We start from the raw sequence: 19,504 nt of genomic DNA on the forward strand, positions 1-19,504 counted from the left end.
CTTTGCACTCCCTACACTCAGCGCCAACGTATACCTGCCTCCTCAGGAGAATAAAACAGTGCAACCCAGGAAAGGTTTTTTAGTCTGGCTCGGCGGCTTAAGCGTGCTGGGCTTTTTGGCCACCGATATGTACCTGCCGGCTTTCGCCGCCATGCAGGAAGATTTGCAAACCCCTGCCGCCGCCATCAGCGCCAGCCTGAGTTTGTTCCTCGCCGGTTTTGCCTTCGCGCAGCTGCTCTGGGGACCGCTCTCGGATCGCTTTGGGCGTAAACCGGTGTTGCTGCTGGGGCTGGCCATTTTTGCCGTGGGCTGCCTGGGGATGCTATGGGTGCGCGATGCCACCTGGCTGCTGGTGCTGCGGTTTGTTCAGGCGGTCGGCGTCTGTGCCGCGGCCGTGACCTGGCAGGCGCTGGTCACCGACTACTACCCGGCAAACCGCACAAACCGTATTTTCGCCACCATTATGCCGCTGGTGGGGCTCTCACCGGCCCTCGCCCCGCTGCTGGGCAGCTGGATCCTCGCGCATTTCGACTGGCAGGCCATCTTCGCCACGCTGTTTGCCATTACGCTGGTGCTGATGCTGCCGGCGTTCGCCCTCAAGCCCGCGCATAAAAAAGAGGCGCACGCAGACGCGAAGCCGATTACCTTCACCTCCCTGCTGAGCGCTAAGGCGTATCGCGGCAACGTTCTGATCTATGCCGCCTGCTCGGCGAGCTTCTTCGCGTGGCTGACCGGGTCGCCCTTTATTCTGCACGATATGGGCTACAGCCCGGCGGCCATTGGCCTGAGCTACGTTCCGCAGACCATCGCGTTCCTGGTTGGCGGTTACGGCTGTCGCGCGGCGCTGCAAAAATGGGAAGGTCAGCAGATGCTGCCGTGGCTGCTGGTGCTCTATGCGCTGAGCGTCATCGGCACCTGGGCCGTTGGCTTTATTCCGGGCGCAGGTCTGGCCGAAATATTGATTCCATTCTGCGTGATGGCCATCGCGAACGGGGCGATCTACCCTATCGTTGTGGCGCAGGCGCTGCGTCCGTTCCCGCAGGCGACAGGCCGCGCGGCTGCGCTGCAGAACACCCTGCAGCTGGGGCTGTGCTTCCTGGCAAGCCTGGTGGTCTCCGCGCTGATTGCCACGCCGCTGCTGACGACGACCAGCGTGATGCTGGTCACCGTCGCGCTGGCGGCGTTGGGTTATCGCATGCAGGCCGCCGCGCAGCGCGCGCAGGATAAGAGCACGCAGGTGGAAACCTCGCATGCCTAATCGCGCCAGAAACTATGTTAATTTTCAGTGATTAGGTTGCTAAGAATTTTCTATTGAATCACCAAATTTTGAGGCCTATACTAAATTTGGCTCGATTAAATACGATAAATATTAAGTGTTAACGGGAGCCGGAGCGCTCCCGTTTTACCATGGAAGGCATTTCGGCAAGGGTTATCTCCCTTCCTCTGTTCTACGTCGGATACTAGCCTCGCGGTATTTACCGTGAGATTTCTCACAAACCAAAAAAAGCGTCTACGCTGTTTTAAGGTTCTGATCACAGTAGGGTGATGGAGAAGCTATGAGTTCATCGTGTATAGAAGAAGTCAGCGTTCCGGACGATAACTGGTCCCGGATCGTCAGTGAACTGTTGGGACGTGCGGGCATTACAATTAATGGCTCATCCCCCTCCGATCCTCAGGTTAAACATCCCGATTTTTTTAAACGCGTGTTGCGGGAAGGTTCGTTAGGCCTGGGAGAAAGCTATATGGACGGCTGGTGGGAGTGCGAACGGCTGGATACTTTTTTCGCCAGCGTGCTGCGTGCCGGTCTGGAAAAACAGCTCCCCCGCAATCTAAAAGACACCCTGCGTGTCGCCTCTGCCCGTCTGTTTAACCTGCAAAGTAAAAAACGCGCCTGGATCGTCGGCAAAGAGCATTACGATCTCGGCAACGATCTGTTCAGCCGCATGCTGGACCCCTTCATGCAATACTCCTGCGCCTACTGGAAAGAGGCGTCGACGCTTGAAGAGGCTCAGCAGGCCAAGCTGCGCCTGATAAGCGAGAAATTGCAGCTTCAGCCCGGCATGCGCGTGCTGGATATCGGCTGCGGCTGGGGCGGGCTGGCCTATTTTATGGCGAAGCACTACGGCGTTAGCGTGGTCGGCGTCACCATTTCAGCTGAACAACAAAAAATGGCGCAGGCGCGCTGCCAGGGGCTGGATGTTGATATCCGGCTGCAGGATTACCGTGACCTGAACGAACAGTTTGACCGCATCGTTTCCGTGGGCATGTTTGAGCACGTCGGGCCGAAAAACTACGACACCTATTTCGAGGTGGTTGACCGTAATCTGACACCGGACGGCATCTTCCTGCTGCACACCATCGGCTCTAAGCGGACCGACAATAACGTCGACCCGTGGATCAACAAATACATCTTTCCGAATGGCTGTTTACCGTCCGTACGCCAGATTGCCAACGCCAGCGAATCCCATTTCGTAATGGAAGACTGGCATAACTTCGGCGCGGATTATGACACCACGTTAATGGCGTGGCATGCACGTTTTCAGGAAGCCTGGCCTGAAATTGCGGACAACTATTCTGAACGATTCAAGCGGATGTTTAGCTATTATCTGAACGCCTGCGCGGGGGCGTTTCGCGCGCGCGATATTCAGCTCTGGCAGGTTGTTTTCAGCCGTGGGATTGAACACGGATTGCGGGTCGCACGCTAAAAAAATAACCCCGGCCAGCCGGGGTTATTTTTATTCTTCTTCTACAGCGTTAATTATTGCGGCTTCTTTTGCGGCCAGCACGCGCTCAACGGTATCGACAACCGCCTGGGTTTGCGGATCGATTTCGATATTCACGCGATGCCCCAGTTTTTTCGAACCCAGCGTGGTGCGCTGCAGCGTCTCGGGAATTAAATGCACGCAAAAACGGGTTGGCGTCACTTCTCCCACCGTCAGACTAATCCCATCAATGCCAATAAACCCTTTATAGAGGATGTATTTCATTAATGACGGATCCTGCACTTTAAACCAGATTTGACGGTTATTTTCCGACGTCACGATTTTCGCCACTTCGGCGGTGGTCATGATGTGTCCGGACATCAGATGGCCGCCAATCTCATCGCTGAACTTCGCCGCCCGCTCAACGTTGACGGTGTCCCCCACCACCAGCTCGCCCAGGTTGGTAATACGCAGCGTCTCTTTCATTAAATCAAAGCTAATCTGGTTGCCATTAATTTCGGTGACGGTCAGGCAGCAGCCGTTATGAGCAACCGAGGCGCCGGTTTCAATGCCATCAAGCATATATTCCGGCAGCTCTACAACATGAGTACGAAAATTAGGTTTTTCATCAATGGACACCAATTTGGCGGTGCCCTGCACAATACCAGTAAACATGCTTACAACTCCTGTTTTTTCCGGACGGTGGTGACACCGTTTAATCCCACCACAATAACAGTTGGAAAAACAGGTTGCCAGCGGAGCGCATTTTCTGGCGATTTTTTCACTAGATAAATAGCTAAAGCCCGCTACAATAGCTGGCACCCCCCTGCATTTTCTTCTTGCTGCCAGTTACGGCGGCTTTTTTAGTCTCTCATATAACTACAAAATAAAGGTGTTCACGTGCAGAAGTACATGAATGAAGCGCGCCAGTTATTGGCACTGGCTATACCAGTGATCGTCGCGCAGGTGGCCCAGACCGCAATGGGATTTGTGGATACGGTAATGGCGGGTGGCTACAGCGCCACCGATATGGCGGCCGTTGCCATCGGCACGTCAATCTGGCTGCCGGCCATCCTGTTCGGCCACGGTCTGCTGCTCGCCCTCACGCCGGTTATCGCTCAGCTTAATGGCTCGGGTCGTCGCGAGCGTATTGCCCATCAGGTCCGCCAGGGTTTCTGGCTGGCAGGGTTTGTTTCCGTGCTGATTATGGTCGTGCTCTGGAACGCGGGCCATATCATCCGCGCTATGCACAATATTGACCCGGCGCTGGCAGATAAAGCCGTGGGCTATCTGCGCGCCCTGCTCTGGGGTGCGCCTGGCTACCTCTTCTTCCAGGTGGCACGTAACCAGTGTGAAGGACTGGCGAAAACCAAGCCCGGCATGGTGATGGGCTTTATCGGCCTGCTGGTGAATATTCCAGTGAACTATGTCTTTATCTACGGTCATTTCGGCATGCCGGAGCTGGGCGGCGTCGGCTGCGGCGTGGCGACGGCTGCGGTTTACTGGGTAATGTTCTTCAGTATGATCGCCTATGTGAAACGCGCCCGTTCAATGCGCGATATTCGCAACGCAAACAAATTCAGCACGCCTGACTGGAGCATCATGACGCGTCTGGTACAGCTAGGCTTGCCGATCGCGCTGGCCCTGTTCTTTGAGGTGACGCTCTTTGCCGTGGTTGCCCTGCTGGTCTCCCCGCTGGGGATTGTTAACGTCGCCGGACACCAGATTGCGCTCAACTTTAGCTCCCTGATGTTCGTCCTGCCGATGTCGCTCGCGGCGGCGGTGACGATTCGCGTTGGCTTCCGCCTGGGACAGGGCTCCACCCTGGATGCGCAAACGGCCGCCAGGACCGGGCTGGGCGTCGGCGTCTGTATGGCCATCTGTACGGCGCTGTTCACGGTGGCGCTGCGCGAGCAAATCGCCCTGCTCTATAACGACAACCCGGACGTGGTGGCGCTGGCCTCGCACCTGATGCTGCTGGCTGCGGTGTATCAGATTTCTGACTCCATCCAGGTGATTGGCAGCGGCGTATTGCGCGGATATAAAGACACGCGTTCGATCTTCTTTATTACCTTTATCGCCTACTGGGTGCTGGGTCTGCCGGCTGGCTACGTGTTGGCGCTGACCGATCTGGTCGTTGATCGCATGGGGCCAGCCGGATTCTGGATGGGCTTTATCATCGGACTGACGTCGGCGGCAATCATGATGATGCTGCGCATGCGCTTCCTGCAGCGCCAGCCGTCAACGGTAATTTTGCAGCGCGCTGCGCGTTAAATATGCAGTAGCCGCCCGCTGGCGGCTACTTTCTCTTCACTTTGCGCGGTAATGAAGCAATCGCGTGAAATCAGAGAGAAAAATGTATTTTCCCTCTTGCCTCCTTGATGCTGTGCCGCTAATATTCGTCCCCGTTGTCACCCACAACACGTTGCGTTCATAGCTCAGTTGGTTAGAGCACCACCTTGACATGGTGGGGGTCGTTGGTTCGAGTCCAATTGAACGCACCATTCTGCGTCCGTAGCTCAGTTGGTTAGAGCACCACCTTGACATGGTGGGGGTCGGTGGTTCGAGTCCACTCGGACGCACCATTTCAGTCCTGAAATGGTGCAAATTCTCTCCTGTTAGCCTGAATTTTCTTAATCCCTTATTTTCATCATTATTCTCCTGCTACGCTTTTCTTATGGAAAAAAAACAGGAAGCGCGTCAATGAAGAATATCGCGATTATCGGCTCCGGCCCCACAGGGATTTACACCTTTTATCATCTGCTAAATAACAGCACTCCGCTCTCCGTATCCATCTTCGAACAGGCCGATGAAGCCGGCGTGGGCATGCCCTATAACGACGACGATAATTCCCGGCTGATGCTGGCGAACATTGCGAGCATTGAAATCCCGCCCATTTTTATGACCTACCTCGACTGGCTTAAAGAACAGAGCGACGCCCATCTGGCGCGCTTTAAGGTTGATAAAGCCCGCCTGCATGACCGGCAGTTCCTGCCGAGGCTCCTGCTGGGAGAGTATTTTCGCGACAGCTTTCGTTCAATCGTGAAAGAGGCAAAAAAGCTGGGGTTCCAGGTGACGGTTCATGAATCCGCGAAGGTAACGGACATCATCCCCTCGACAACCGGCGTCACCCTTTCCGTCAACGACACCACCTTGGCCGATCGGTTCGACCTGGCGGTTATCGCCACCGGCCATGTCTGGCCGGATGAGAAGGAAGCCACGCGCACGTACTTCCCCAGCCCGTGGTCGGGGTTGATGGACGCCAGCATTCCCCCTTGCCGCGTGGGCATTATGGGAACCTCGTTGAGCGGTCTGGACGCGGCTATGGCGGTGGTGATGCAGCACGGTGAGTTTCGTGACGGTAAATTCATCCTCGACAAGGGCAGCGAAGGGTTAAACATTACGCTGATGTCCCGAACGGGCATTCTGCCGGAAGCCGATTTTTACTGCCCTATCCCTTACGAGCCGCTGTCGGTATTGACCGAATTCGTGGTTGAAAGCGAGATAGCCAAAGGAACGGACGGCCTGCTTGACCGCATCTTTGCCCTGATGGTGAAAGAGCTCGAGCTCGCCGACCCGGCTTGGTGCGAGAAAATTTCCTTGCGTAACCAGGATGCCGACAGCCTTCGTGAGGCGTGGTTTGAGGATCGTAAGCGGCACGGGCCCTTTACCTGGGCGGAAGAGAACCTCAGCGAGGTTGAGCGCAACAAACGCGAACGGCGCACCGTGGCCTGGCGCTATACCGTCCTTCGGCTGCATGAGGTGGTTCAGGAGATTGTGCCCCACCTCAACGAAGAGGACAGAGAGCGCTTTAAGCAGGGCCTCGCCCGCGTGTTTATCGACAACTATGCCGCGATCCCGCCGCAGTCTATCCGCAGGCTGCTTGCGCTTCGCGAGGCCAGCATCATTAGCGTGGCGGCGCTCGGCGATGATTACACGCTTGATGCCGGCAGCGATCGGACGGTCATTACCACCAAAGAGACCGTTTATCGTTTCGACGTGTTTATTGATGCGCGCGGACAAAAGCCGCTCAAAACAAAGGACCTGCCTTTCCCGACGCTGCGTAAACAGCTGGCAGAGACGGGCGACGAGATACCCGACGTTGGCGAGGATTACACGCTTAAAGCGCCTGAAACGGTTCGCGGGCGCATCGCTTTCGGCGCAATACCGTGGCTGATGCACGATCGTCCCTTCGTTCAGGGGCTGGCGGAGTGTGCGGAGATTGCAGAGGCGATGGCGAAGGCGGCTGAAAAACAAGCCTCAGGGAGACGGCGTAGGTTACCGTACGTGGAGAACTGACAGGGCTTCCATGCCCTGCTATCGGTGATTACTCGAAGAAGACCTCCGGGTTTTCCGACAGCGATACGAACGTTTTGGTGTTCTTATCCAGGGCAAGGATTTTGCCGCTTTCAATGTCGTACACCCAACCGTGCAGTCGGATGGAGTTATTACGCAGGCCCACCGCGACGGACGGGTGGGTCTTGATGTTGCTCAGCTGCGCAAACACGTTCTCCTGCACCATCGCATTCACTTTATCGACAGGCGTGTCCCAGCTTTTCTTCTCTACCACGGCCTTTGCCGCGTCGGAATAGCGCAGCCAGTGCGATACGGCAGGCATCGGCTCCAGGTTGGCGTTATCGGCAATCGCCTTCATCGCGCCGCAGTTGGAGTGGCCGCAGATCACGATGTCGGTCACGCCCAGCGCCACCACCGCGTACTCGATAGTTGCGGAGACGCCGCCCGGCTCCGGCCCGAAAGGCGGGACAATGTTGCCAGCATTACGAATGACAAAGAGCTGTCCCGGCTCTTGCTGGGTGACCAGTTCAGGAACCAGACGGCTGTCGGAGCAGGAGATGAACAGCGCTTTGGGATTCTGGCTGGACGCTAAACTGCGAAAGAGCTCTTTACGTTGCGGGAAAATCTCTTTTTGAAAGCTGAGAAAACCTTCAATGATATGTTGCATAGCAATTTCTCTTTTATCTGTTTTCGTTTAGGTATGATCGCGATCACACTCGTAAAGTTTACCCATCGTACTTTACCTGAGACAAGCAATATATTTCTGGCCCGACCGCTGCACGATATCGTCGGCGTTCGCCGGGATGTTCTGCCCTTCAAACGCGCCGTAAAGACGGGCGAACGATCTTCCCGCCAGGCGCCGGGTAACGTCCTCAACCGTACGGGCAGGCAACGGGAGCATATTCGGGTAGCTCCACATAAACGACACGGCATTTTTCCCCGGCGTGACCTGCAAAATATCCCCCGCCAGCAAAACGCCCTCACCCTCCTGCCAGTGCAGCACCGTTCCGCCCGCAAAATGGCCGCCGAGACGCAGCAGCGTGACCGAGGGCATAATCTCCAGCGCATCGCCATCCCAGAAGTGAATCGCCGGACTGTTGCGCATCACCCATTCGCGGTCGCTGGCGTGCAGATAGACCGGCGCATCGAAAGCCGCGGCCCACTCCTGCATCGTGGTGTAATAGTGCGGATGCGAAATCGCAATGGCGTGAAGGCCACCGAGCGCGGTGATGAGCGTTTGGGTTGCGGAATCGAGGTTGGCAATGCAGTCCCACAGAATATTGCCGTGTGGCGTGCGCAGGAGCAGCGCTCGCTGGCTAATTGCAAAGGACGGTACCGTTTTGATACTGAACAGCGCGGGCTCCAGCTGCTGCCATTTGTTCGCGTGCGTGGCCGTCACCGTCGCGTAATCAATCCACGCCTGACCGCTGGCAGGGACATACTGGCGTTCGTCCTCGCAAATCGGACATCTCTCCGGCTTTCCGTCATAGGAGGTACCGCAGGTTTTACAGAGGGTAATCATGAGCGCTCCTCGGTGATAAAGCACTGAGTATGGCAGGGATTATCCTTATGTGCTGCGAGGTACATTGCCGACGTTTTTTACCCTATACTGTGCCAGTATCAAAAACCGAACAGAGCAGGTGCAACATGGAAATTGATCTCGATAACTTAGTTTTTAACGGACTGGATGAAGCGGAAGAGCGTAACGCGGAACGTCTGGACGACGCGGATAAAAAAGCGCAGGCGGTTGTTGCCGACGACGACTGCGGTGATGCCTGCAAGATTTGATAAAAAAAGCACCGGTAAACCGGTGCTTTTTTAGATTACTTTTTCAGCCCGTCAATGGCCGCCTGAGCACAGGCTTCATCAAGATGACCGCCCGGCGCACCGCCGATGCCGATCGCCCCAATCACCTCATCGCCTTCTTTTACCGGCAGTCCACCTGCCAGCAGCAGGAAACCTGGAATATCACGCATATTCTGTGCGCCCGCATTGCTCTGCGCCGCTTCCATCACTTTGCCTGACGCATTCTTTGCGCTAAGTGCCGTAAACGCTTTCATTTCGCTGGCTTTTACCGTGTGAGGACCGGCGTTATCCATACGCTGCACCGCTTTTACCACGCCCGCACGGTCAACCACCGTAACCGCGACCTGATAATTTTTCGCTGCACAGGACTGAATGGCGGATGTTGCCAGCGCGTTAGCCTGCGCCAGAGAGAGATTCTTTTGGGTCAACGTCTCGGCCTGCGCGGCCAGACTTACGCTACCCGCGACCAGTGCCGCAACCATCATTACTTTTTTCATTGCACTTCCTCGAGTGTTGTTTGACATCTCAAAGGTTACTTAACTGCACAACGAAACGTAATTCGGTTGATTACGCACTCCACCTGGTAGTTATACGGATTGCAATTTGTCGTATGCCCGGCTCGCCTGGACCAGGCTGGTGACGCCGAGCTTGGCAAACGCCGCCGCGCGGTGCGCTTCCACGGTTCTCGGGGAAAGATTCAGACGTGCAGCCACCTCTTTGTTACTGCACCCTTCCATCAGTACGGTCAACACCTCGTGCTCCCGCGCGGTTAGCTGTTCAAAGCGTGCTTTGATCTGCGAAATATCCTGCCAGGCGGCAGACCGTCGCTGGCTCTCCTCAAAGGCCTGCCCAACCGTTTCGATGAGCTTATCGGCGTCTAACGGCTTGGTGAAAAACTCAAACACGCCGTTGCGAAACGCGCGACGGCAGGCGTCGATCGTTCCGTGCCCGGTCATAATAATCACCGGCAGCAGCGGCCAGGGCCATTCGCCCTCTTCCAGCCACGTCAGCCCGCCTTTGCCCGGCATGCGCATATCCAGCAGCAGACAGCCGACAAGCGCCGAGTGACCGTCCTGCGTTTTCGTAAAGGCTTCGACGCTCTCAAACGTCTTAACCTGCCAGCCCATCCCCGACAGTAAAAACGCCAGGGATTCTCTGATGGACTCGTCGTCATCGATGAGCCAGACAACCTTATCCATGCTTTGTCTCCTCTCCTGCTGCCAGCTGCAAGCGGACCTGCGCCCCACCCTGCGGGGCATTACCCAGGGTGATCGAGCCGTTCATGCGCGTTATCAACGTTTCCGTTAACGTCATCCCCAGCCCAATTCCGCCGGGGCGTCCGCTAAAGAATGGCATAAATGCGTTCTGCAGAGCATCCGGGCTAAACCCGGGCCCGCCGTCGGTCAGGGTAACCAGAATGCCCTTCTCATTTTTCTGACTGTCGATTCGCACCCAGCCGTGCGTGCTCTCCTGCTGCGCCTGAATCGCATTGCTGAGCAGATTGTGCAGGATCTGCTCCAGCCAGAGTCGGTCCGCCAGCACGGTCGTAGCATCCACAGCAAATACATGGATGACCGCGATACGCCGGGATTTAAGCTCGTGCTCCAGTAAATTCTCCACCTGCAGCCAGCACTGCACCAGATCGGTTTCGCGCAGGGTCACCTTCTCCTGGACAACATGCTCGCGAAACCGCGTCAGCAAGGCGCTGATACGCTGCGTTTGCAGCAGCGCGGCCGCGAGCGCCTGCGACACGGCCTGCGGATTATCCTGCTGCTGCTGTCGCTGCGCCCCCTGGACCCAGGTTTGCACGGCGGTCAGCGGCTGGTTGATTTCATGGACGATGCCCGCGGTGATCTCTCCCAGCGTGTTAAGCCTGGCATGCTGATAATAGAGCGCACGCTGCTCGGCCTGCTGGCGCTGTTTGCGCTGCCAGAGCACGGCTCCCGCGCCCGCAATCACCATCCCCCACGTCAGAAAGAGCAGCGGAAACGCCAGCCAGGAGACCCTGAACCAGTCCGGATCTGCCGCGGCAGAGAGAATAAAGGGCTGAGTATGCTGCGGGAAGGTGCGCTGCCAGTGCCAGAAAGCGTCTGTAGACCACGGCCGATCGTTATTCGAGAGGTTCAGATGCAGCTCTGCAAAGCTATGGCTCGGCGCAAGCAGCGCGCTTAAGTCGATCAGGACGCGGATCTGCCGCCACGGGTTGTATAGCCAGTACTGAACCCCGCGAAACGGCTCAACGCGGGCGGCGTCGAGCGCGCGACCGGTAGTTTTTTCCAGGGCCTTAATATGGGGGAATTTTTTGCGTAACGCGGTGATATCTTCATCGCCGGTCAGAAGCGGAAGCACCGACTCGTTTTGCGTCAGCACGGCGCCGATCGCCGAATACAGCGCCGTAAACTCGCGATCGCGCTCCCAGAACTGGCGGCGTATCTGTTCCGCATACAGCAGCACGCCGCTTATCAGGCAGACTACCACCCACACCGCGATGCTGCGCTTTATCATCTTTTTTATGCTCATAGCGTTAACTGGCACCGTCATTCAGACTGACGACATTACCAGTTAACGATGATGAGAACAAAAAAACGCGGCGCGATCAGATCTCCGGCGTTTTGCTAAAGCCGGTCAGCATCAGGATCAGGCTTTGCGGGGAGGATGCCGTCTCAAACTGGTAGTGATTTCCCTGACGATCGCCGCCGATGTACCACGAAACCTCGCTTTTCCCTTCTGCCAGCGCCTTGCGCACCGCTTTATCCACGTCCACCATCCGGTATTCGCGGGAGTGGTTAAGGTAAAGCACCGCATCCGAACGGTAGTTACAGGCTGGCCGCGACTGCCAGCTCACGCTGGCCGGATCCCAGTCGTTGCTTGCCGGATAGAAGAAGATTTGATCCGCGCCGTTGGTTTCCACTTTCCCGCCATAAATACGCACGCGGTATTTAAACTGCGACGGATCCTGTCCGGCTGGCAGCGGGGGAATGTGGAACTTCACCAGCGACAGCGTTTCGCTGTTTTTCGTGCGTCCGCCGTTCTGCCAGTTATCCTGCACCAGCAGGGCCTGGGGATCGGGCTGGGAAAGCGCTGGCTCCAGGCTGCTGAGCCAGACGTTGGCCTTCGCCTTTGAATAACCGTACGGAACGGTGGTGCCACAGTCCAGCCCGCGGTTCATGCACAGGTCGGTCATAAAGCGCGCGGCGTCTTCCGTCCAGCCGTTCATAAAGTCAGCATGGGCCGTATACAGGCTCCCCCACCGCTCTTCACGCTCGTCGCCGTGCATGATGGGGTCGAGGGAAAGCTGCGCTTTGCTGGTATCGAGCGAGCTAATTGTCGGGAGCACGTACGCAATGTTCATGTTCACGGTGGGAATTTTCACCGGGAAGTCGGACGGGCACTGCCCTTTGGTGTCGTAGGTGGCGTTGACCAGACCGTGGGCGGGCTTCAGGTTTACCCCGTCCCAGCAGTTCGGAAACTGAATGCCGATATTAAACTGCACGGCATCGTTCGCCTTGCGTAAGCCGCAGACCTCACCCGTTTTGGTGGTGTAGCCGTGGCCGTTAGCGCACAGGAAGGTGATATGTGGATTCGGCGCGGTGCCGTGATGATCGCCCGCCAGCAGCGATAGCCCCGCCGGGAACGGGTGCAGCGGCCAGGCGTCCACGTTCGATGCCTGATAATAGGTTTTTTGATAGGCAGGTTTGACCACCGTTCCGTCAGGCAGTTTCAGAGAGGGTGCCCAGTAGGCCGAGCTGTCTGCTTTATTATCGCAGGTGGTCTTTTCATGCGTACGCAGCGATTCGCGGCTGGAGAAGGCATCCGTTTGCACGTTGCCAAAAAAATCGTGCAGCATGGCCTCATTGGGCATGCCGTACATCATAATGGCATCGTCGCCGAGCGTGTGGGAGTAACCGCAGACGACGTGCGCCTGAGGCGCAGCGTGCGCCGCCTGCATGGCAATCAGTAGTGCGGTGGCAGAAAGTGCCGGGGTGAGTATTATCCGTTTCATTATCATCTCCTTCTGAGAAAGGAGATATTGGTAACAAAACGGCTACGGTTTACCGAGGATTTGCCCGCGTATTTTTCCGTTCATCCCTGCTTTACACGCATCACGCACAGCTCATTCCAGTACGTTTCGCGCGTGCGGCGAAGTTCAGCGTGGCGTTTTATCATGGAACCACTCCGGGTCTATGTTGGCGACGTCCACGCCATAGAGGCTGGCAACAGGCAGTATTGACTCAAGAACACGCTGCGCGCTGTTCTCCGCATTCGCGGGCCGGGTCGCAAAAAACCGCCGTAGCGTGCCGATCCATTTTTTCATCGTCTTTACCCCTCTTGCTTTACCTGAGTTCAGTAAAACACGCCTCCATCAGGGAGAGGAAATAACAATAACGACTGTTGATATGCAGGATCTGAGTAACACGCGAAACGCTGACGCCTTACCCGGCCAGCGCCTTAACCACCGTTTCCATCGCTTCGGTTGTCAGTGCGCTGCGCTTGATGCGCTGGTTCGCCAGCGCGGTTCGCAGCACGCCCGCAATGACAATATGCTTTGGCTCCTGCCCTAAATCACGCATCTCAAGCACCACCTTTCCGACCACCCGGCACATCTCCTGGTACAGCGCTTCATCTTTGGTCACGTTACCCATCGTCATCACTCCATTGCCTGTTAAACGTTGAGCTTAAATGATTCTCCCCCCGGATACAAAAAAGAAGCCCGGCGAGGATCTCGCCGGGCTTCATCTGGAAAATCAAACAATTAGTTGTTTACTGGAATGACCGCGCCTTTGTATTTGGTACGGATCCAGTCCTGAATCTCTTTGGAGTGCAGCACGTTCACCAGCGCGACGATGTCTTTCTTCTTCTCGTCGCCGCGATGCACGGTAATGATGTTGGCGTACGGGTTGTTTTCACCGCTCTCTACCGCAATCGGGTCATGAACCGGGTCCAGACCGGCGTCAATCGCGTAGTTGGCGTTAATCACCACCGCGTCGCCTTCGTCGTTGTTGTACATCTGCGGCAGCAGGGACGCTTCCACGTTCGGCGTGAACTTCAGTTTTTTCGGGTTCTCAACGATATCGCTGATGCGCGCCGTCACTTTGTCGATGCCCGGCTTCAGCTTGATCACGCCCTCTTTTTCGAAGATGGAGAGAATGCGGCCTTCTTCGGAAACCGCATCACGCATGATGATCTTGCCACCTTCCGGCAGGTCCTTCAGGGATTTGTATTTTTTGGAGTAGATGCCGATTGGCTCAATGTGGATCGCGCCCGCACTGACAAAATCGTAGTCCTTATCCCCCGCGTGATCCTTCAGAACGCTGTTCAGGTAAGGAATGTGCTGGAAATAGTTGGCGTCGATGTCACGTCCAGCCAGCGCGGTGTTGGGCAGAATGTAGTCCTGGAACGGTTTGATCTCCAGGTCGATACCCTGCTTCGCCAGAATCGGCTTTGCATGCTCCAGAATTTCGGCGTGCGGGGTGTTGGACGCGCCCACGGTCAGGGTGTCGGCCCAGGAGGCGAAGCTCAGGGCGCTCAGGGTGGCGGCGGCGATCAGCGTCAGTGTCTTTTTCATGATGTGGTTCCTGTGTGTTGTTGTTACCCTAAATAGTTCGAGTCACAGGAAGGCGGCAAGTGAGTGAATCCCCAGGAGCTTACATACAGTAAGTGACTGGGGTGAACGAATGCAGCCAACGCGCCTGAGGCTCGAAATATGACGGGTATTAGCGTTTATCTAACAGTGAAGTAACGACATCGCCGCAGAACTGGATAATGAAAACGATGATTAAAATGGTCACCGTTGCCACCAGCGTGACGTCACCATGGTTGCGCTGGAATCCTTCCAGATAAGCCAGATTTCCCAAACCACCGGCGCCAATCACCCCCGCCATTGCGCTGTAGCTCACCAGCGCAATCAGCGTCACCGTAATACCTGAAACCAGTGCAGGTGATGATTCCGGCAGTAAAACCCGAAACACTAGCGTGCTCAGTCGTGCGCCCATCGAGCGCGTTGCTTCTATGACCCCTTTGTCCACTTCGCGCAGGGCGATCTCCACCAGACGCGCGTAGAACGGCGCGGCGCCGACAATCAGCGCCGGCAGCGCCGCGTTAGCGCCAAGGATGGTACCGACGACGGTCTTGGTGAACGGGATGAGCAGGACGATTAAAATGATGAACGGAATAGAGCGGAACACGTTCACCACGATCGAAATGACGCTGTAGACCGTACGGTTGTGGAACAAGCCACCGCGCGCGGTTAAAAACAGCACCAGGCCCAGCACGATGCCCAGAACAAAGGTTGCCACGCCGGAAAGCGCGGTCATGTACAGCGTCTCCAGCGTGGCAGCCCAGAGCTGATCCCACTTGAGATGCGGAAAGAGATTCTCAGCCATGTTTAATTACCTCGCCTTCAATATCGCTTTGCTTCAGGTCGGCGAGGATATTGTTCAGTTGTTCATCGGAGGCCACCACGTGGACCCAGAGCTGCCCGAAGACACCGTGGGCGGTTTGCGTCATTTTTCCGTGCAGGATGTTAAACGGCAGGCCGTAGCGCAGGGTTAATTCCCCGACAATCGGCTTATGGGTGCTGTGCCCGGTAAAGGTCAGCCTGATCACCGTGCCTTCCAGATCGTTTGCCAGTTCGGTATTGAAGGTCTCTTCCTCTGCGTACTGGCTCACCTGGCGGACGAACTGCCGCGTAATCGGCTGCTGCGGATGGGTAAAGACGCTCAGCACGTCACCCTCTTCCACCACTTTGCCGTTCTCCATCACCGCCACGCGGTCGCAGATTTTGCGCACCACGTGCATCTCGTGCGTGATCAGCACGATGGTGAGTTTGAAGCGGCGGTTAATGTCGAGCAGCAGATCGAGGATCTGATCGGTGGTCTGCGGGTCGAGCGCGGACGTGGCCTCATCGCAGAGCAGCACGTCGGGGTTGTTGGCCAGCGCGCGCGCAATCCCCACGCGCTGTTTTTGCCCGCCGCTCAGCTGAGACGGATATGCATTCTCGCGCCCTTTCAGGCCAACCAGTTCCACCAGTTCGGCGACGCGCGCCTTAATGTTAGCTTTTGGCACACCGGCAATTTGCATTGAGAAAGCAATGTTCTCACTCACCGTGCGCGACCACAGCAGGTTGAAGTGCTGAAACACCATGCTGATCTTCAGGCGCGCCTGGCGCAGCGCTTCACCTTTTGCGGCGGAGATATCCTGCCCGTTAATGGTGACGCTCCCGGCGCTGGGTTTCTCCAGACCGTTCAGCAGGCGAATCAGCGTGCTTTTCCCGGCCCCGCTGTAGCCGATAATGCCGTAAATTTGTCCCTGCTCTATCGTCAAATTGACGTTATCAACGGCGGTCAGCGCGACTTTTCCGTTGTCAAAAATCTTCGAAATATTCCTGAGTACGATCATTCTTATACGTTATCCGTTGCGCATATAGCGGTTTAGCAGTATGGATGTCCAAACGATAGTAAACAGGCGTTATCAGCTTTGAAATGAACAAAAAAGCATGTCTTATAACTTTCAGAAATAAACAGCGAGTTTGCCGGGCGGGAAGTATTTAGACTAATTTCAGCAATGATTATCTGCCAGACGCATATGTGCTGGCTTACCTTCCGTAAAAGCGGTCTTTTTTTCAGCATTTTATGCCGATATAGCCATCCTCACATCCAGACAACTGTACGTCTTGCTGTCCTGACATCCAAAAACGGCATTTATATTCCTTTCTGTTCTAAACTGCAGTGAATGGTTCTTTATTGAGAAAATTTCACCGCCCTATCATCCCGTCATGACATCCAGAAAGGAAAACATCATGACGATTTACCACTCCGTCACCGAACTGATTGGCCGCACGCCGCTGATCCAGCTGCATAAGCTTGATACCGGCCCCTGCTCGCTGTTTCTGAAGCTGGAAAACCAGAACCCCGGCGGCTCAATTAAAGACCGCGTTGCGCTGTCGATGATTAACGAAGCGGAGCGCACCGGCCAGCTGCAGCCGGGCGGCACGATTATTGAGGCAACGGCGGGAAATACCGGCCTCGGCCTGGCCCTGATCGCCGCCCAGAAAGGCTACTCGCTGATCCTGGTGGTGCCGGACAAAATGAGCCGCGAGAAGATTTTCCACCTGCGCGCGCTGGGTGCCCAGGTGGTGCTGACCCGCTCCGACGTCAACAAGGGCCACCCCGCCTATTACCAGGATTACGCCCGACGCCTGGCCAACGAGCTGCCCGGCGCGTTTTATATCGACCAGTTTAATAACGAGGCCAACCCCCTGGCGCACCGCACCACCACGGCCCCGGAGCTGTTTGAGCAGCTTGACGGCAGGATTGACGCCATCGTGGTGGGCGTCGGTTCAGGCGGGACACTCGGCGGCCTGCAGGCATGGTTCGCCGAGCACTCGCCGCACACGGAGTTTGTCCTGGCTGACCCCGCCGGGTCGGTTCTTGCCGACCAGGTGGAAACCGGACGCTACCACGACGCGGGCTCCTGGCTGGTAGAGGGAATTGGCGAAGACTTTATTCCGCCGCTGGCCCACATCGAAGGGGTGAATCGCGCCTGGCGCATCTCCGACCGGGAAGCCTTCACCACCGCGCGCGAGCTGCTGAAAACGGAAGGTATTCTGGCGGGCTCTTCCAGCGGCACGCTGCTGGCGGCGGCGCTGAAATACTGCCAGGCGCAGACCATACCTAAACGCGTGGTGACCTTCGCCTGCGACAGCGGCAATAAATATCTCTCCAAGATGTTCAACGACGACTGGATGCGCCAGCAGGGGCTTATCACGTGCCCTCAGGCGGGCGATCTCTCCGACTACATCGCCCTGCGCCACGATGAAGGCGCCACCGTCACTGCCGCTCCGGACGACACGCTTTCCACCGTGCTGGCACGCATGCGCCTGTATGACATCTCCCAGCTCCCAGTCCTTGAGAACGGCAAGGTGGTGGGCATTATCGACGAGTGGGATCTGCTGCGGCATATCGGCGGCGACGGCGACCGCTTTGCCCTGCCGGTCACGGCGGCCATGACCCGTCAGGTGGAATTCCTCGACAAACGCGCCCCGGAGAGCGCCCTGCACGCCATCTTCGACCGCGGTCTGGTGGCCGTGATTAACGACAATGACCGTTTTCTCGGCCTGATTACGCGCAGCGACGTCCTGACCGCGTGGCGCTACCGTCTACAGCAATAAAGGATTAAACGATGAAAAACCTGGCAACCCTGAGCGTCCACAGCGGCGCGTTTAACGACCAGCACGGCGCCGTCATGCCGCCGATTTACGCCACGTCGACGTTTGCGCAACCGTCACCCGGGGAGCATACCGGCTATGAGTATTCCCGCAGCGGCAACCCAACGCGCCACGCGCTGGAAACCGCCATCGCCGAGCTCGAAGGCGGCACGCGCGGCTACGCCTTTGCCTCCGGTCTCGCCGCCATCTCCACGGTGCTCGAACTGCTGGATAAAGACAGCCATATCGTCGCCATTGATGACGTTTACGGCGGGACGTATCGCCTGATCGAAAACGTGCGCAAGCGCAGCACCGGCCTTCGGGTCAGCTGGGTTAAGCCGGACGATTTAGCCGGGCTTGAGGCCGCCATTCGCCCGGACACGCGCATGGTGTGGGTGGAAACGCCGACCAACCCGCTTCTGAAGCTGGCGGATCTGGCGGCCATTGCCGCTATCGCGCGGCGTCATAACGTCATCAGCGTGGCGGATAACACCTTCGCGTCGCCGGCGATCCACCGCCCGCTGGCGTCGGGTTTTGATATCGTGGTGCACTCCGCCACCAAATACCTTAACGGCCACTCGGACGTGGTGGCCGGGCTGGCGGTGGTGGGTGATAACCCGGCGCTGGCGGACCAGCTTGGCTATCTGCAAAATGCGGTCGGCGGCGTCCTGGATCCCTTTAGCAGCTTCCTGACCCTGCGCGGTATCCGCACGCTTGCGCTGAGGGTAGAAAAGCACAGCAGCAACGCGCTGGAGATTGCGCAATGGCTGGCGCAGCATCCTCTGGTCGAAAAAGTGTTCTACCCCGGCCTGGAATCGCATCCGCAGTATCAGCTTGCCCGCACGCAGATGGCCCTGCCGGGTGGGATGATTTCCGTCGTGGTGAAAGGCGATGCGCAACGCGCTAGCGAGGTGATTCGCAACCTGAAGCTGTTCACCCTCGCGGAAAGCCTGGGCGGCGTGGAGAGCCTGGTGAGCCAGCCCTACAGCATGACGCACGCCTCGATTCCGCTGGAGCAACGGCTGGCAAACGGCATTGTGCCGCAGCTGATTCGCCTGTCGGTGGGCATTGAAGATCCGAAAGACCTGATTGCCGACCTCAGTCAGGCGCTGCAAAAATAGGCAAAATGCGGCAGGTCGATCGCCTGCCGCCAAAAGTTGTCATCATGGCTTAACGCCTTGATAACAATATTATGTGAAACGGCATTGATTAATTCTGAAACGCCGTATCCATTTTCCTTTTATCTTAAAATCAGCGTATAATGCGCGCCAAATCCCTGGTGAATGGTTTCAGCGCTTGGAATACAAAAAACAACCTACAACTTCCCCTCTCCTTCGTTGGGCTGTCACGCAGGCACACTTTCTTCTGCACGCTCATTTGATGTCTCCTATCCTTAGTGCGTGTCATATACTCTTTTGCAACACAGGTTTGACTCCGCGGCGGTGCGCCCCCGGAGCGAGATTTCCATATCCTTCCCAACTTAAAGACTAAGACT

General features: G+C 56.7%; 20 protein-coding genes and 2 tRNA genes. 10 read left to right on the top strand and 12 right to left on the bottom strand.

Annotated elements, in window-relative coordinates:
- Nucleotides 1–58: 58 nt before the first annotated feature.
- Complete coding sequence (punC, locus tag OSH03_RS02675; protein ID WP_151413256.1) at nt 59–1,258, top strand: purine nucleoside transporter PunC; 1,200 nt, start codon at nt 59–61, stop codon at nt 1,256–1,258.
- A gap of 298 nt (nt 1,259–1,556) precedes the next feature.
- Complete coding sequence (cfa, locus tag OSH03_RS02680) at nt 1,557–2,705, top strand: cyclopropane fatty acyl phospholipid synthase (protein ID WP_266178200.1); 1,149 nt, start codon at nt 1,557–1,559, stop codon at nt 2,703–2,705.
- A 30-nt stretch (nt 2,706–2,735) separates the two neighbouring features.
- On the opposite strand, the gene OSH03_RS02685 is transcribed toward cfa, so the two are convergent.
- Nucleotides 2,736–3,377, bottom strand: coding sequence for a riboflavin synthase subunit alpha (locus OSH03_RS02685; RefSeq protein ID WP_266178201.1), 642 nt, complete (start codon nt 3,375–3,377; stop codon nt 2,736–2,738).
- A 225-nt stretch (nt 3,378–3,602) separates the two neighbouring features.
- Between OSH03_RS02685 and mdtK the strand changes: the two genes are divergently transcribed.
- The 4 genes from mdtK (at nt 3,603) to OSH03_RS02705 (ending at nt 7,001) form a co-directional block, all read left to right on the top strand.
- Nucleotides 3,603–4,976: an MdtK family multidrug efflux MATE transporter gene (mdtK, locus tag OSH03_RS02690; protein WP_266178202.1), complete on the top strand. Its 1,374-nt coding sequence runs from the start codon at nt 3,603–3,605 to the stop codon at nt 4,974–4,976.
- Between the two features lie 153 nt (nt 4,977–5,129).
- Nucleotides 5,130–5,206: transfer RNA gene (locus tag OSH03_RS02695), tRNA-Val, on the top strand.
- A 4-nt stretch (nt 5,207–5,210) separates the two neighbouring features.
- Nucleotides 5,211–5,287: transfer RNA gene (locus OSH03_RS02700), tRNA-Val, on the top strand.
- Nucleotides 5,288–5,405: 118 nt separating this feature from the next.
- Entirely contained in the window at nt 5,406–7,001 is a 1,596-nt protein-coding gene (locus OSH03_RS02705; RefSeq protein WP_266178203.1) for an FAD-NAD(P)-binding protein, read from the top strand.
- Between the two features lie 28 nt (nt 7,002–7,029).
- Here OSH03_RS02705 and OSH03_RS02710 read toward each other — a convergent pair whose 3' ends face one another.
- On the bottom strand, nt 7,030–7,665 hold the full coding sequence (locus OSH03_RS02710) for a carbonic anhydrase (protein WP_266178204.1): 636 nt from the start codon (nt 7,663–7,665) through the stop codon (nt 7,030–7,032).
- Nucleotides 7,666–7,737: 72 nt separating this feature from the next.
- Nucleotides 7,738–8,520 (bottom strand): MBL fold metallo-hydrolase, encoded by a 783-nt coding sequence (locus tag OSH03_RS02715; protein WP_266178205.1) that lies wholly within the window; start codon nt 8,518–8,520, stop codon nt 7,738–7,740.
- A gap of 125 nt (nt 8,521–8,645) precedes the next feature.
- On the opposite strand from OSH03_RS02715, the gene OSH03_RS02720 reads away from it, so the two are divergent.
- Nucleotides 8,646–8,786, top strand: a complete 141-nt coding sequence (locus OSH03_RS02720; protein WP_061098445.1) for a hypothetical protein — start codon at nt 8,646–8,648, stop codon at nt 8,784–8,786.
- A 35-nt stretch (nt 8,787–8,821) separates the two neighbouring features.
- Here the strand turns inward: OSH03_RS02720 and OSH03_RS02725 are convergent, their stop codons facing one another.
- The 9 genes from OSH03_RS02725 to OSH03_RS02765 form a co-directional block, all read right to left on the bottom strand.
- Nucleotides 8,822–9,301, bottom strand: coding sequence for a GlcG/HbpS family heme-binding protein (locus OSH03_RS02725; protein ID WP_061098446.1), 480 nt, complete (start codon nt 9,299–9,301; stop codon nt 8,822–8,824).
- A gap of 90 nt (nt 9,302–9,391) precedes the next feature.
- Complete coding sequence (locus tag OSH03_RS02730; protein ID WP_266178206.1) at nt 9,392–10,003, bottom strand: response regulator transcription factor; 612 nt, start codon at nt 10,001–10,003, stop codon at nt 9,392–9,394.
- Nucleotides 9,996–11,309, bottom strand: a complete 1,314-nt coding sequence (locus OSH03_RS02735; protein WP_266178207.1) for a sensor histidine kinase — start codon at nt 11,307–11,309, stop codon at nt 9,996–9,998. The genes OSH03_RS02730 and OSH03_RS02735 overlap by 8 nt, the downstream gene beginning before the upstream one ends.
- Before the next feature lie 91 nt (nt 11,310–11,400).
- A complete protein-coding gene (locus OSH03_RS02740; RefSeq protein WP_266178208.1) occupies nt 11,401–12,807 on the bottom strand; it encodes a DUF1996 domain-containing protein in 1,407 nt (468 codons plus the stop codon).
- A gap of 144 nt (nt 12,808–12,951) precedes the next feature.
- On the bottom strand, nt 12,952–13,119 hold the full coding sequence (locus OSH03_RS02745) for a hypothetical protein (protein ID WP_061098450.1): 168 nt from the start codon (nt 13,117–13,119) through the stop codon (nt 12,952–12,954).
- A 118-nt stretch (nt 13,120–13,237) separates the two neighbouring features.
- Complete coding sequence (fumD, locus tag OSH03_RS02750; RefSeq protein WP_028012876.1) at nt 13,238–13,447, bottom strand: fumarate hydratase FumD; 210 nt, start codon at nt 13,445–13,447, stop codon at nt 13,238–13,240.
- Between the two features lie 110 nt (nt 13,448–13,557).
- Nucleotides 13,558–14,370 (bottom strand): MetQ/NlpA family ABC transporter substrate-binding protein, encoded by an 813-nt coding sequence (locus OSH03_RS02755; RefSeq protein WP_266178209.1) that lies wholly within the window; start codon nt 14,368–14,370, stop codon nt 13,558–13,560.
- 148 nt (nt 14,371–14,518) lie between these two features.
- A complete protein-coding gene (locus OSH03_RS02760; RefSeq protein WP_266178210.1) occupies nt 14,519–15,187 on the bottom strand; it encodes a methionine ABC transporter permease in 669 nt (222 codons plus the stop codon).
- Nucleotides 15,180–16,202 carry a methionine ABC transporter ATP-binding protein gene (locus tag OSH03_RS02765; protein ID WP_266178211.1) on the bottom strand — a complete coding sequence of 341 codons (1,023 nt, stop codon included), beginning with the start codon at nt 16,200–16,202 and terminating at the stop codon, nt 15,180–15,182. Before OSH03_RS02765 ends, OSH03_RS02760 begins: the two co-directional genes overlap by 8 nt.
- Nucleotides 16,203–16,602: 400 nt before the next feature.
- Here OSH03_RS02765 and OSH03_RS02770 point away from each other — a divergent pair, with 400 nt between their 5' ends.
- The 3 genes from OSH03_RS02770 (at nt 16,603) to ynhH (ending at nt 19,500) form a co-directional block, all read left to right on the top strand.
- Nucleotides 16,603–17,973 (top strand): cystathionine beta-synthase, encoded by a 1,371-nt coding sequence (locus OSH03_RS02770; RefSeq protein WP_266178212.1) that lies wholly within the window; start codon nt 16,603–16,605, stop codon nt 17,971–17,973.
- A gap of 11 nt (nt 17,974–17,984) precedes the next feature.
- On the top strand, nt 17,985–19,130 hold the full coding sequence (locus tag OSH03_RS02775; protein WP_266178213.1) for a trans-sulfuration enzyme family protein: 1,146 nt from the start codon (nt 17,985–17,987) through the stop codon (nt 19,128–19,130).
- Between the two features lie 175 nt (nt 19,131–19,305).
- Nucleotides 19,306–19,500 carry a protein YnhH gene (gene ynhH, locus OSH03_RS22155; RefSeq protein WP_418721919.1) on the top strand — a complete coding sequence of 65 codons (195 nt, stop codon included), beginning with the start codon at nt 19,306–19,308 and terminating at the stop codon, nt 19,498–19,500.
- The last annotated feature ends 4 nt before the right edge of the window (nt 19,501–19,504 follow it).

The sequence above is a fragment of the Enterobacter nematophilus genome, from assembly GCF_026344075.1.
In the GTDB taxonomy this organism is placed as follows: domain Bacteria; phylum Pseudomonadota; class Gammaproteobacteria; order Enterobacterales; family Enterobacteriaceae; genus Enterobacter; species Enterobacter nematophilus.

Bases quoted from the DNA above. Each gene is read 5' to 3' on its own strand.
- cfa (WP_266178200.1), top strand. From the start codon at position 1,557: ATGAGTTCATCGTGTATAGAAGAAGTCAGCGTTCCGGACGATAACTGG.
- OSH03_RS02685 (WP_266178201.1), bottom strand. From the start codon at position 3,377: ATGTTTACTGGTATTGTGCAGGGCACCGCCAAATTGGTGTCCATTGAT.
- OSH03_RS02705 (WP_266178203.1), top strand. From the start codon at position 5,406: ATGAAGAATATCGCGATTATCGGCTCCGGCCCCACAGGGATTTACACC.
- OSH03_RS02710 (WP_266178204.1), bottom strand. From the start codon at position 7,665: ATGCAACATATCATTGAAGGTTTTCTCAGCTTTCAAAAAGAGATTTTC.
- OSH03_RS02715 (WP_266178205.1), bottom strand. From the start codon at position 8,520: ATGATTACCCTCTGTAAAACCTGCGGTACCTCCTATGACGGAAAGCCG.
- OSH03_RS02720 (WP_061098445.1), top strand. From the start codon at position 8,646: ATGGAAATTGATCTCGATAACTTAGTTTTTAACGGACTGGATGAAGCG.
- OSH03_RS02725 (WP_061098446.1), bottom strand. From the start codon at position 9,301: ATGAAAAAAGTAATGATGGTTGCGGCACTGGTCGCGGGTAGCGTAAGT.
- OSH03_RS02730 (WP_266178206.1), bottom strand. From the start codon at position 10,003: ATGGATAAGGTTGTCTGGCTCATCGATGACGACGAGTCCATCAGAGAA.
- OSH03_RS02735 (WP_266178207.1), bottom strand. From the start codon at position 11,309: ATGATAAAGCGCAGCATCGCGGTGTGGGTGGTAGTCTGCCTGATAAGC.
- OSH03_RS02740 (WP_266178208.1), bottom strand. From the start codon at position 12,807: ATGAAACGGATAATACTCACCCCGGCACTTTCTGCCACCGCACTACTG.
- OSH03_RS02745 (WP_061098450.1), bottom strand. From the start codon at position 13,119: ATGAAAAAATGGATCGGCACGCTACGGCGGTTTTTTGCGACCCGGCCC.
- fumD (WP_028012876.1), bottom strand. From the start codon at position 13,447: ATGGGTAACGTGACCAAAGATGAAGCGCTGTACCAGGAGATGTGCCGG.
- OSH03_RS02755 (WP_266178209.1), bottom strand. From the start codon at position 14,370: ATGAAAAAGACACTGACGCTGATCGCCGCCGCCACCCTGAGCGCCCTG.
- OSH03_RS02760 (WP_266178210.1), bottom strand. From the start codon at position 15,187: ATGGCTGAGAATCTCTTTCCGCATCTCAAGTGGGATCAGCTCTGGGCT.
- OSH03_RS02765 (WP_266178211.1), bottom strand. From the start codon at position 16,202: ATGATCGTACTCAGGAATATTTCGAAGATTTTTGACAACGGAAAAGTC.
- OSH03_RS02770 (WP_266178212.1), top strand. From the start codon at position 16,603: ATGACGATTTACCACTCCGTCACCGAACTGATTGGCCGCACGCCGCTG.
- OSH03_RS02775 (WP_266178213.1), top strand. From the start codon at position 17,985: ATGAAAAACCTGGCAACCCTGAGCGTCCACAGCGGCGCGTTTAACGAC.